Annotated in this window: 6 protein-coding genes; 4 read left to right on the top strand and 2 right to left on the bottom strand. The window is 59.3% G+C overall.

The features are described from left to right. The first annotated feature begins 52 nt into the window (after positions 1-52). The 4 genes from GSQ94_RS15515 to GSQ94_RS15500 all read left to right on the top strand — a co-directional run bounded on the left by GSQ94_RS15515 (position 53) and on the right by GSQ94_RS15500 (position 6,970). Complete coding sequence (locus GSQ94_RS15515) at positions 53-1,096, top strand: YncE family protein (protein ID WP_158944743.1); 1,044 nt, start codon at positions 53-55, stop codon at positions 1,094-1,096. 59 nt (positions 1,097-1,155) lie between these two features. Next, a complete protein-coding gene (locus GSQ94_RS15510; protein WP_254063902.1) occupies positions 1,156-2,508 on the top strand; it encodes a TolC family protein in 1,353 nt (450 codons plus the stop codon). 104 nt (positions 2,509-2,612) lie between these two features. Continuing rightward, positions 2,613-3,824 carry an efflux RND transporter periplasmic adaptor subunit gene (locus GSQ94_RS15505; protein ID WP_254063901.1) on the top strand — a complete coding sequence of 404 codons (1,212 nt, stop codon included), beginning with the start codon at positions 2,613-2,615 and terminating at the stop codon, positions 3,822-3,824. 5 nt (positions 3,825-3,829) lie between these two features. Then, complete coding sequence (locus GSQ94_RS15500; protein ID WP_158944740.1) at positions 3,830-6,970, top strand: efflux RND transporter permease subunit; 3,141 nt, start codon at positions 3,830-3,832, stop codon at positions 6,968-6,970. A gap of 19 nt (positions 6,971-6,989) precedes the next feature. Here the strand turns inward: GSQ94_RS15500 and GSQ94_RS15495 are convergent, their stop codons facing one another. Continuing rightward, positions 6,990-10,520: a glycosyl hydrolase gene (locus GSQ94_RS15495; protein WP_158944739.1), complete on the bottom strand. Its 3,531-nt coding sequence runs from the start codon at positions 10,518-10,520 to the stop codon at positions 6,990-6,992. Next, positions 10,507-13,368: family 78 glycoside hydrolase catalytic domain (locus tag GSQ94_RS15490; protein ID WP_158944738.1), on the bottom strand; the 2,862-nt coding region annotated here is incomplete at its 5' end. The genes GSQ94_RS15490 and GSQ94_RS15495, both read right to left, overlap by 14 nt.

Genomic DNA, 13,368 nt, shown 5'->3' with positions numbered 1-13,368 from the left:
TAGTGGAGCTGTCGGGCCGCGAAGATATCGCCGTGCGAGACAGGGAGACTTCATGACAAGAAAGAGTGTTTGCAGAAGCTTTGGAAGATTGTTCGCCGTCGCGGCAACTCTCGCTTCTTTGCATCAGCCAGCAGTAGCGCAGAAGCTGTTCAGCGTTCAGACAAAGTGGGCGGTCGGGGGCGAAGGGGGGTGGGACTATCTTGCGGTTGATCCTGCCATGCCTCGGCTTTACGTTACGCATGGCGCGCGCGTCGATGTTTTAGATACAGAGACCGGGAAAATTCTCGGCGCTATCTCGGATCTGAAGGGGACTCATGGCATTGCGTTCGACGATGCGGGCAGATTCGGGTATATCTCGGATGGCGGTGCGAATGCTGTTGTGGTCTTTGACCGTACCTCCCTTGAGAAGATAGCGTCGATACCGGCCGGCACGAATCCTGATGGTATTGTCTTCGAACCTCACACGAAGACTGTTTGGGCTTTCAACGGGCGGAGCAAGAATGTAACTGTCATCGACACAAGCAACCGCACCGTGAGCGCCACCATTGCGTTGCCGGGTAAGCCTGAGTTCCCGACGGTTGATGGAAGTGGCACCGTCTTTGTAAATATCGAAGACAAGAATGAGATTCTCCGGCTGGATGCAGGACTGAGCAAGGTCACGGCTACGTGGCCTCTCACCGGCTGTGACTCACCCTCAGGGATGGCGATCGATGTGTCCGGTCATCGTCTCTTTTCCGTCTGCGATGAGAAGAAGATGATTGTTACCGATTCGAGATCCGGCAAAGGCCTGGGGTTGCCTAGCATTGGAGAGGGGCCGGATGCGGCGGCCTACGATGCTGCAAACAAGCTGGCGTTCTCCTCGAATGGCGAGGGGACGCTTACGATCGTCGACGCCAGCAAGAGTGACTATCCGGTGCTGCAATCGGTTGCGACACAGAAGGGCGCGCGGACCATGGCGTTTGATTCGAGAACGGGACGAATCTACCTGGTCACCGCAGAGCTTGGCCCCAGGCCAGCAGCGACTGCGGAGAACCCGCGGCCACGTCCTTCAGTTGTGCCGGGGACCTTTACAGTGCTTGTGGTCGGGCGCAATTAGGTATGTTTCCTCGTCTCAATTTCGATAGCGGGATAGGTCGCGGTCAGCGAAAGAGAACTTTGCTAGCTGCTCTTTTGCTACTGTGCTTTGCACAGGGATTGCTTCGTGCACAAGGGAATGCAGCCGCATCATTGCCCTCGGCGGCGACGACTCCGACCGTTACCCTGGACGAGGCGCTTTCACGAGCGCGGAGCAACGAGCCCGGCTTCGCAGCGGCTGCCGCTGCAAGTCGTGTCAGCAATATTGACCGGTCCATCGCGCGGGGCGCGCTGCTGCCTACGGTTACTTACCACAATCAATTTATTTATACGCAGCCCGCTGACGGAGTGACTGGCTCGAGCAATGCCAGTGCCAGCTCTCCCGCGGTTAGTTCGACGCCACGCTTTATTGCGAACAACGCCGTGCATGAGTACACCAGCCAAGGTGTCGTCACAGAGACCATCGGGCTACAGCAGATCGCTGCGGTATCACGAGCCGATGCTGCGGCAGCGGTTGCTTCGGCAGAGTTAGAGATCGCGCGTCGAGGTTTGGTGTCCGCAGTTGTTGGGCTTTTTTATGGCTCGCTTGCCGCAGACCGTAAGCTGGTTGTCGCACAACGCGCATCGCAGGAGGCATCAAGTTTCACTATGCTTACCGAACAGAGAGAGGCCGCGCGTGAGGCCGCGCACGCGGATGTTGTCAAAGCGCAACTGCAGCAGCAGCAGCGGGAGAGAGATGTTGCCGACGCGGTGTTACAGGTGCAAAAGACGAGGCTCGAATTGGCTGTGCTTCTTTTTCCCGATCCGCGATCACCATTTACCCTTAGCGCATCTGCTATTGCTGCGCCTCTTGCCAGCCAATCCGACGTTGAGACGGCGGCGGCTCGAGCGAATCCGGAGCTGCAGAGCGCCCTCAGCTCACTACGTTTGAGCAACCTCGATGTGACAAGTGCACGCGCCGCATATCTGCCTGAGCTGGGTGTGAGCTTTGCCTATGGTATCGACGCTGCACAGTTTGCAACTCGCGGCAATGACGGGGTTCGCAATCTGGGCTACTCTGCTACGGCGACACTTGATATTCCGGTGTGGGATTGGCTTGCGACGCAGCACAAGGTAAAGCAAGCCGAGATTCTGCATGATGCTGCCAAGATAACGCTGACGGCGACACAACGCCGACTGATTGCTCAGCTTGATGAGACTTATGCAGAGGCTTCGGTTGCGCGGGATCAGCTGCAGTCGCTTGAGATGAGCGCTGAGACCGCGAAGGAGAGCCTTCGGTTGACGCGGCTGCGCTACACCGCTGGAGAGGCAAGCGTGCTTGAAGTCGTGGACGCACAGAATTCACTGACCGGCGCGGAGCTTGCACGTGAGGATGGAAGGCTTCGCTACTGGGCTGCCCTTGCTGCTTTGCAGATGCTTACAGGAACGATTTAATCATGGCGCTGCATTGGATCACTAATCTTCGTGTCTCCTGTTCTCTTGTGCTTGGTGCCTCCTTGTGGCTCGCGGGCGGCTGTAAAAAAAGCGAGGAGGTCGCGGTGCCGGAGGTCACCGTGCAAGCGGTTCATCCAATGAAGGGCAGCATCTCCGAAGAGATTATGGCGGATGGCACGCTCGCTCCATTGGCTCAGGCGGCGATTTCACCGAAGGTTACGGCGCCGGTGCGGAAGTTTTACGTCCAGCGCGGATCGAAGGTAAAAGCAGGCCAACTGCTGGCGACGCTGGAGAGCAGCGATCTTGAAGCGGCGGCGCTCGACAATAAAGGCGCTTACGCTTCGGCGCAGGCGGGGTATGAGACGGCGACTCGCGCTACTGCTCCGGAGGAGTACACCAAGGCACAGCTGGATCTGGCCCAGGCAAAGGCGACGCTCGAACTGAACCAGAGCATTGTGACTGCGCGGAGTCAGCTGCTCTCACAGGGAGCGATTCCGGGGCGCGATCTCGACACGGCGAAGGCCACGCTAGTGCAGTCCCAGGCGGCTTACGAGATTGCGAAGCAGCATCTTGAAGCGGTGCAACAGGTGAGCCGCAAGGCCGCTTTGGAAAATGCGCAAGGGCTGCTCGCCTCTGCGAAGGGCAAGTACCTGGGGGCTCAGGCGCAATTGAGTTACGCCGAAATTCGTAGTCCGATTAATGGCGTGGTGACGGACAGGCCCTTGTTTGCCGGTGAGACTGCGGCGGCTGGGACTGCGGTGGTTACGGTGATGGATACCTCGGCGTTGCTGGCGAAGCTGCACCTTGCACAGATGCAGGCTCAGCAGCTGACGGTGGGCGCTTCGGCTAAGGTGACGATTCCGGGCGTTACCGATCCGGTAGACGCCAAGGTGGTGCTTATCAGCCCTGCCCTAGATCCCGGGAGTACTACTGTCGAGGTGTGGCTGCGCATCGAGAATTCGAAGGGACTTTATAAGGCGGGGACGGCTGTGCGCGTTGCGATCACAGGGCGCACAGAATCGGGTGCTCTGTTGATTCCAACCGAGGCCGCTCAGACTGCGGCCGACGGTACGGCGAAGTCTGTCATGGTGATTGCGGCTGACGGAACAGCACACAAGCGTCCGGTGAAGCTTGGCATTCAGACGGCTGCGAAGGTTCAGGTGCTTGGCGGCGTCGACGCTGGCGACAGCGTGATCACAACGGGAGCCTATGGACTGGATGATGGGACGAAGGTGAAGATCGGAGCGGCCGATGCAGAGGCGCCTGATGCGTCTGATACCTCGAAGCCTGAGGCTGGCAAGAAGGATGAGAAGTGACGCCTATGGTCGACACCACTGCCGGTGCGCCCTCGTCTAAGAGCATCTGGCTTGCAACAGCCTCGAAACCTATCTTTTTCTTCCTGATCGCTCTTACCATCGCCGGGATCTATGGAGCGATGCAGGTCCCGATCTCTGTCTTTCCGGATACTAACTTTCCTCGAGTTGTCATCGGTATCGATAACGGGGTGATGCCTGTCGAGCAGATGCAGGTCACGATCACGAAGCCTATCGAAGACGCGATCAACAGCGTTCCCGGTCTGCTTACTGTTAGAAGCACGACCAGTCGCGGGTCTGCCGAGATCAGTCTTTTCTTTGACTGGAATGTCGACATGTACCGCACGCTCCAGCTTACGGACGCGGCACTCGCCAAGGTGCAACAGACCTTGCCCGCCACAGCAAGGATCACCACCAATCGACTCACCTTTGCTACCTTTCCTATCCTTGGCTACGCTCTTACCTCTGAGGCAGACCCTTCGGGGAGGGATCTCGTCTCTCAGACCCAGCTCTGGGAGATCGCGACCTACGATCTCAAACCACCGCTCAACCGAGTTCAAGGGGTCAGTACTGTCGTTGTGCAAGGGGGCAAGGTTCCGGAGTTTCATGTTGTGCCGAATCTGGCGCGGCTGCAGGCGTCCGGGGTGACGTTGCTGGATCTGGTGAACGGGATTCAAGCTTCGAACATCATCGACTCGCCTGGGCTGTATGAGACCAACCACCAGCTTATCCTTGGCCTTGTCGGCGCGCAGGCTCACAGTAGCGCGGAGCTGGACAACCTCGTGATCAAGACCACGCCCAGTGGCGCGCCTGTCCGAGTGGCGGATGTTGCAGTAGTCGAAGCTGCGATGATGCCGGTCTACACGATGGTGACTTCGAATGGTAAGCCAGCCGTGCTGCTTAACATTGCCCGGCAGCCTTCCTCCAACACTGTCCAGGTTGCGAACGCGGTTGCCGACGAGATCACCCAGCTGAAGACCAAACTGCCCCACGGCGTTCGCCTGGTTCCTTTTTACGATCAGTCCGAGCTGGTCCGAGAGTCGATCGCAAGTGTTCGGGATGCGATCCTGATTGGCCTAGTGTTGGCGTGCGTCATTCTTTTTCTTTTTCTGCGCGACTGGAGCTCATCACTCATCGCTGGCCTGGTTATTCCGGTTACGATTGCGGTCACGATTTTGTTTCTCTGGCTGATCGGCCAGTCTTTCAATCTAATGACGCTGGGTGGCCTTGCCGCAGCGATTGGCCTGGTCATCGACGATGCGATCGTAGTGGTCGAGAATATCGTTGTTCATCGAGATCGCGGAGAGTCCCGCATGGAGGCGGTCCGGAGGGCCCTTCAGGAGATCACCACTCCTCTTGTCTTCTCCACTATTACACCGGTCGTCGTCTTTCTTCCGCTGATCGCCGTCAGCGGAGTTACTGGAAGCTTCTTCCGCGCACTTGCAGTCACAATGACTGCGGCGCTGCTCACATCCCTGGCACTGGCGCTTACATGGACTCCCGCTCTCTCTCTGCATCTGCTGCGAAGCAGGAGGGAATCTGCCTCGGCCAAGAACGATGCGAATGGCTCTCTGATGCGTAAGATTCTTCATCTTCATGAGCGCGTGCTGACGCTGGCTTTGGCACGTCCACTCCTGCTTAGCATGGCTTGCCTTGTCATCGTGCTCGCTGGGTGTTTGAGCTATCGTGCACTAGGAACGGATCTGCTGCCAGAGATGGATGAAGGCGCCTTTATCCTCGACTACCTTACGCCTGCAGGAACCTCTCTTACGGAGACGAATCGGATTCTGGCGCACGTAGAGCAGATTCTGCACGACACCCCTGAAGTGGAGATAACATCCCGCCGGACGGGCCTTCAGTTAGGCCTTGCCGCAGTCACTGAGGCTAACTATGGCGACTACACGGTTCGCCTGAAGAGCAAACGCTCGCGTCCGATCGACGATGTAATAGCCGACGTTCGTGCCGAGATCAAGAAGAGAGAGCCCGCGCTGGACGTGGAGTTCACACAGGTGCTGCAAGATATGATCGGCGACCTGTCGAATTCACCGGAGCCGATTCAGGTGAAGCTCTTCTCGTCGGATGCGACTCTTCTTCACCAGCTTGGGCCGAAGGTTGCCGATGCGATTGCCAAGATTCCTGGGGTGGTGGATACGCAGAACGGCGTCGACAATACGATCTCCGGCCCGGCGACTAACTTTCAGATCAACCCGGTGCTGGCTGGGAGGTTAGGGTTTACGCCTGCGGAGGTCTCTGAGGACGCGACTGCGATCCTGGACGGGCTGCCTACGAATGATCCCATCATCGTCAATGGCCGTCCTTACACTATCCGCGTTCGACTACCGGAGGACACGCGCGCGTCGTTGGAGGCGATTCAGAACACTGTCTTCAACTCCAGCACAGGCCACACGGCAACGCTTGGATCGCTCGCCCAGGTGACTCAGCTTCCGCCGCAGAATGAGATTCGTCGAGAGAATTTGCAGCAGGTTGTTCTCGTCAGCGGCAGACTGGAGGGGTCTGACCTTGGCTCCGCGATGACGCGAGTTCGCTCGACGGTGCAGTCGCTCCACCTTCCTTCGAGTGTTCGTGTCGAGTATGGGGGAACCTACGAGGAGCAACAGAAGTCCTTCGCCGATTTAGCCCGTGTGCTGATCCTTGCGCTTGCGCTTGTCTTCGGAGTCCTGGTAACTGAGTTTCGGAATTTTTCGGCGCCTGTTGCAATCCTGAGCAGCTCGATCCTCTCTATGACTGGTGTTGTGATTGCGCTGCTGATTACGGGCACCACCTTCAACGTCGCCAGTTTTATGGGTCTTATCATGGTGATCGGGATTGTGGCGAAGAACGGGATCCTGTTGCTCGATGCCGATGAGAGGTATCGGGGAGAGGGTGTTTCTGGAAGCGCAAAAGATGGCGATGCGCTTGCCCGGGCAGCGATGCTGCATGCTGCTCAGAGGCGGCTGCGCCCTATCTTCATGACTGCAATCGCTGCGATCTGCGGAATGTTGCCCCTTGCGTTTGCGCTGGGCGCGGGCTCACAGATGCTACAGCCGCTTGCTATCGCGGTTATAGGCGGCCTGTCGCTCTCCCTCTTTCTGAGCCTAGTCGTGACGCCGGTAATCTATTACAACCTGACACGGGAGAGAGTTTCGTAGGGAAGGCTGGGAATTGCTGCTATCGAGCTGTCTCCTCTGAGATGAGGCGTACTGGTCCGAGTAGGCCGGCGGGAAGAAGTGGTGAGTTCGCTTTATACGGATTGCGCGCGGTGAAGGTGTACTTCTTCGGAGCGCCGGGTTGAGCGTCGCCGATGAGGCGGTTGACCCAGAGATTCACTACTCTTGCTTCGATGAGGTTGTCACCGGGCTTGAGGGCAGAGGTGATATCGAGGCGGTAGGGAGCCTTCCATACCGTGCCCAGCTTCTTGCCGTTGACCGATACTTCTGCGAGGTTGGCGACATCGCCGAGGTCCAGCATGAGTGGTGCGCCGGACTTGAACCAGTCGGCGGAGGCCTCGATGTGTTTCGAGTAGGTGGCGTGGCCGGAGAAGTAGCGGACGCCGAGGTCGCTGTTATCGGACCAGGAGGCTAGCTGGTCGAGGTGAAGAGTCTCTGGCTCGCCGCGGCTCTCTTCGAAGTGTACGTCCCATGGACCAGTAACTGTTGCCAGATCAGTTTCAGTGACCTTGGGAAGGATGTGGTTGGTCTGCTTGGTCGGATGACGGAAGACGACGAAGACAGTGCCCCATGGTTCAAGATGAAGCGGGACGGTGGAACGTCCGTTTGCAGATTGAAAGGAGGCGGGAGAGATGACGCCGGTGTCGGCATGGAAGAGCTCGGCGGTGCGGCCGGTGATGCGAAAGCTGGTCTCGGTGTCCAGGGGATGGTCGGAGCGGTTGTCTACGAAGTAGATGTCAGTGCCGGGCGCGGTGCGGTGAACGAAGATCACCTCGGTGTCGGGCGAGGTTTTGGTGTAGGTGGTGTCGGGGGCGAGGTCGATGAGTCTGAATGCGGCTTCGAGGTTGTTGCCGCTCAGGACGCGGCCTTTGCCGACTTTGCGGTTGGGCTCGACACCGGTTCCCCATAGCTCCTGAACGAGTTTGGTGAAGGCGGCCTGATCGTCGGCGAGGGAGATGTCGGAGGTGGGAGCGTTTCCGACGACGGTTGCGCCTTGGTGAACGAGCTCGCTGATGCGACGGAGGACGGGCAGGGACATGTGTTGCGCGTAGGGGTCGAGCGCGAGGACGCGATAGTGCATGCCACTGTCGGTGATGAGCGCGCCGTGGTCGGTGCGCAGCTTGTGCGCGAGGATGTCGGCGTTGACGTAGTCGAAGTTATAACCGGATGGGACGGGAGGGTTGTGTTCGCCAAAGATGGCAGTGATGTTGCTGCCCTCTCCGTAGAAGTAGGCTACGTCGGCGACGAAGCGTCCCTGCTGCAGCATGTAGGAGCTGCGGGCGAGGTAGTTGATCCACGGACCAGCTTGCTCTGCCCATGCTTCGTTGCGGTTGAACCACTGACCGAAGGGCCCAAGCGTGAGCCCAGGAGCAGGAGAGCCTGCATCTGCGCCGTTGGGGCCGGTGAGTGGCTGGTGGACTGAAGAGTGAATGACGAAACGGTTCAGGCCCATGGCGAGCTCTTTGTCCGCGGTTGGCTTTAGGGTCGCGGGCGACCAGCCCCAGGGAGCGGCGGCTGCGGTCATCGACTCGGCTGCTACGTAGGGATGGCCGTAGATGTGGGCGACGGAGGCGGACTCACGGATGTCGGCGTTATAGCCGGGCTTGTCTTCGTTGACGCCGGGACGCTGGGTCCACATGGCGGCCATGGGAACGTCATCGTAGCGCTTCATCTCCATGCCGTCGCCGATGGTGGCACGGCCTGACTCATGCGATTCGCCGTACTGGCCCATGCCTCGTTGATGCAGGGCGTCGGCGATGACGCCGTAGTGATTTTCAACGAGGAGCTCTTCGAGGGTGCGGCGGTAGTCCCAGAGGAAGCGGTCACTTTCGGCGGAGGAGTTGACGATACGGCCTGCGAGCGTAGGCAGCCACGGGCGAGCATCGTAACCGCGACGGGTTTGAAATTCGGCGAGGATGTCGTTGGTCCAGTTTTCGGTGCCGGCCTCCCATGAGTCCGTGATGACGAACTGTAGGCCACCCTTTCTGCCGGAGGCTGCGGAGGCATGCCCTTCGGAGCCCATGTTTCCACCGGTCGCTTTTTTGTAGTTGTCGAGATAGTGGTTTATGTAGGATTCGACATCGGCTTTGTTGAGCTTGTCGACCTCGGGGCCGGTTGCTTCAGCAGGGGCGGGGTGGTTGGTGATTCCAGTGAGGGAGTAGCCCATGCGGAGAATGGTCCAGGTGCCCGCAGGAGGCGTCCAGTCGAGGGTGCCGTCTTTGGACATCTTCCCGGTAAGGTCGATGACATCGGATTTGGAGACGATAGCGCTCTGATCTACCGAAGGCGTCGCTACGGAGTATAGGTCTGGCAGAGTGGCGAAGCCGGCTTTCTCTTCGAAGCGATGGATGCGAGGGCCGGTGTGGAGCTGGAACTCGGCGATGCTGTGGGTTAGCGGGCCGGAGGGCCGGGCTCCGCCGAAGTCGCTGAGATCGATGTCGCCCTGCATGTTAGAGGGCGGACCTTTTTCTGCGAAGGCGATGCGAAAGTAGCGGGCAGTAACGGTCGCAAAGTCCATGGTGTGCTCGACCGCCCCGGACGTGGGCAAGCGAACGACATCGGTGAAGGTGGTGCCATCCTGACTGGATTGAAGGAGGGGACCGCTGTTGGTTTCTCCCATGAAGATGGACAGAGGATCGCGTTGGCCTCCTGCAACGTAGGTGACCGACTGGATAGCGACAGGCTCGGAGAATTCATAGCGGAGCCAGCCGGTTTCGCCGGGCTTAGCGGCGAGGAAGTGGACCTCGCTATTGAGATCTTCATCGTAGAGTTGGCTTGCGTTATCGACTGGTGCGCCGGATGAGGTGGTGACGGTGGGATGCAGGGCGGTCATGGAGCGCTCGATGGCGGGCTCGCGGATTGCGAGAACTACAGTGTCGGCGCCATAGTCCTTCGCGGGCGGCGGAGCCTGGTCTCCACCCATGGCACCCATGAGATCCTGCTGAGCCAGATTGCCGAAGGGGCCTGTGGCGCTGGGCGGCGGGGGCAACGTGCCGCGGAATGGCTTGCCGCCTTCGAGGGTGGTCTGCGACCAGACCACTTTCTTCATGGCCTGCTCGGGTTTGACCCAAGGGCCGCCGCTCTCGGACCAGCCAGGCGAGCCAGCGACGGCCATCTCGAAGCCGTAGGTGTCGCCTTTCTGGATCGCGTAGTTGAAGACCTCTTGCCAGCCAGGCTGCATGTAGATCAGGCGTTGATCGACGACCTTCGGGGTGTTGAGAGCTGCGTCGAAGTTCTGGAAGCCGGCGATACCGACGCGGTGCATCCAGTCGAGATCCTGCGTGATGCCGTCCTTGGTGATATTGCCGTTCATCCAGTGCCACCATACGCGCGGATGCGCGGTATCGGGTGGGTTGAGGAAGCCGGACGCAAGGGGATCGCTGGCGATGTTGGCCGACGAGGTGGATTGCTGCGCTTGAATCGATAGCGCGGGGTTGAGCAGGCAGGCCGCGAGAGCGAGTGCCGAGGTAGAGCGGAGTGAGGTACGAGCTTTGGTACGCGCGCTGCGGCGAATGGAATTAGTGGCTGGCATCTGCAGTCTCCGTGCTGGGTGAGTTGCTACTGGGTTGGAGCGTAGCGGTGAAGGTGTAGGTGCCGGCGGGTAGTAGGAAGTCGCCTGCGCTGTGGCCGACCTGCAGGGAGCTTGTGGCGAGTGGCTTGCCATTGAGTTGGATATCGGTTGCGTTGATCCGGCGAGTGGCAAGGATGGCGGAGGTGTTGGCCGGGAGAGTTACCGTCCAGGTGATCTTCCCTGATGCTGGCGTCTTCGCTGAGGTGGAGGCGACATGAGGCTTCACGCCCGCTGCGTTGGCTCCGGAGACGGCCCAGGCAGAGCGAATAGGGCCGAAGCGAGAGTCGTAGGTGAAGTCGAGATGGCCGAGACGCGAGTCGAAGGTGGGATGAAGGTTGACGGTGTGGAAGCCTGGGTCTGCAGCGTCAGTATCGATGCCGGCAGCAAAACGATAGATCCACTCCGCTACGGCTCCATAGGCGTAGTGGTTGTAGGAGTTCATGCTCGGATCGGAGCGCATGGTGTCGCCGTTCCAACGCTCCCAGGTGGTGGTTGCGCCGTGGTCGATGAGGTAACCCCAGGAGGGATAGTCGCGATTGAGAAGGAGCTGGTAGGCGACGTCGGCGTGGCCGGTGTCGGTAAGAACTTCAAGCAGATACGGAGTGCCGACGAAGCCGGTGCCGAGTCGCATTCCATTGGCTCGGATCTTTCTTACGAGCTTATCGGCAGCTGCGGAGCGAAGGTTCTCCGGCATGAGGTGCATGTAGAGGGCAAGGACGTAGCCGGTTTGGGTCTCGACTGTTTTTCCGGCCTGACCGTCGCTGGTGGGGTGGATCGTGGGCGGTGGTATCGAGGGGAAGTTGTCGATAGTGCCTACGAATCCGTCAGAGCGAATGTACGCCTGTTGGAAGGCTGACTTGATGTCTTCGAAGAGTTTGTCATATCTCTCGGCTGCTTCGGTGCGGTGAGTGGCGAGCGCCATCTGACGCATGAGCGTGACGTCGTAAGCCCAGTAGGCGGTAGCGAGTAGATCCTCCGGCGTGGTGATGGTTGGAGTGAGCCAATCTCCGAAGGCGGCGCCGAAGTTTTTCTGCCAAAGATGATTTGGGTTTTTGCTGAGAATCTCGGCGAGGTAGCTCTCCATGCCGTCCCAGTTCTGATCGATGATGCGGGGATTGCCCGACTGAATCCAGCCAGTCCAGGGGATTATGACGCCTGCATCGCTCCATGCGGCTCCGTAACCTGGATTTGGAGTATCGAGGCCTGGCGCGTAGATGCCGTACATGGGCGTCGTGGCCTGTGTGCCGTGGATGTCTGCAGCGAACTTCTGGCTAAAGGTGGTGAGATCCATGTTGAAGGTTGCAGTACGCCAGAAGACCTGGGCGTCCGCGGTCCAGCCGAGCCGCTCGTCGCGCTGAGGGCAGTCTGTGGGGACGCCGACGAAGTTCGACCGCTGGCCCCATAGCACGATCTGCCAGAGCTTCGAGACCATCGGATCGCCGGTTATGAGCTGAGTGGTGAAGGGGGCATCGGTGTGAAGGACGACGGCCTTCAAGGTTGCGGTGCTTGGATGGTAGTTGAGGCCGGTGATCTCGGCGTAGCGAAATCCATGGAAGGTGAAGAGAGGCTGAAAGAGCTCTCTGGCACCTTTGCCAGAGAGGATGAAGTGGTCTGTCGCTTTGGCCGTGCGCAGGTTATCGACATAAAGTGTGCCATCTGGATTGAGTACTTCGGCGAATCGCAGCCTGACGTCTTCGCCCGCGTGACCGTGAACTAGAAGGCGAGGAATTGCGCTCATGTTCTGGCCGAAGTCGAGGACGTAGACACCGGGTTTAGGCTCAGTGATCTTGACGGCGCTCATCGCGCGCTCTTCACGTATCGGCTGAAAGTACTGCGCTACGAGGCGGGGCTCTTTGACCGGAACGATGGTGGCGGGATGCCATACCTTATCGCCGGTATCAGCTTCGCGGAACTCAGCGGTGTCCCAGCCGGGTTGATCGCGACGGGCGTCGTCGGTCTCGCCATCGTAGATCTCTGCAAAGGTGATGCGAGAGGTTGTGGCTTTCCATGAGTTGTCGGTGGCGATCCAATCGACACTGCCGTCGGCATACTGCAGGCGGAGCTGCGCTTTCAGAGCTGGCTCGGTGGTGCCGTAGTTGTTGCCCTGGCGTAGCCATCGAAGGGGCGTGCTGTACCAGCCTGGCGCGAGATAGGCAGCGATGGCATTTTGGCCGCGGTGAATCTGCGCGGTGACATCGTAGACCTGGTACGGGATGTGTTCGCGGAAGTCCATCCAACCGGGGGAGAGAATCTGATCGCCCACGGGTGTGCCGTTGAGGTGGAATTTATAGGCTCCGAGAGCAGTGGCGTAGAGACGCGCGGAGACAATGACCTTTGGCTGAGTGGAGAATGTTTTGCGAAGAGCGGCAACGGGACCGGTGGGCCAAGGTTGACCGCTGTCGGTAGAACCGAAAGGGTCCGAGCTGGGACGGTATGGCTCGGCGGCCTTCCAGCTGGAGTCTTTTTGTGCAGGCTGCTGCCAACCATCGGTTGCATCGAGTTGCGCCTTCCAGCCGGGGTCGGCGGAGGTGACCCGCTCCGTTGTGCCGTCGGTGTAGGCGATGTACAAGACGGTGCTCATGGGAGTTTGTGCGGAGATCTTCTGGACGCGGGCGGTTTGATAGTGAGTGATGCCGACGGCTAGGAGGTTTGAGCCCTGCTTGAGATTCTTAGTGACATCGACTTTCTCGTACGTTCCCCATGGCATCTGCTGCCAGGGTGGGAGCGGGCTGGCGGTCAGAACAGAGTCACCGTTGACCCATGCGGCTGCTGTGTCCGCGCCGGTGGTGTAGAGGGTTGCGTGCTCGAT

Origin of the sequence: Granulicella sp. S190, from assembly GCF_009766095.1 — a bacterium.
Classification (GTDB): Bacteria; Acidobacteriota; Terriglobia; order Terriglobales; family Acidobacteriaceae; genus Edaphobacter.
Note: the sequence above shows the minus strand (reverse complement) of the source record. Positions and strands in the feature narration are given on the sequence as shown.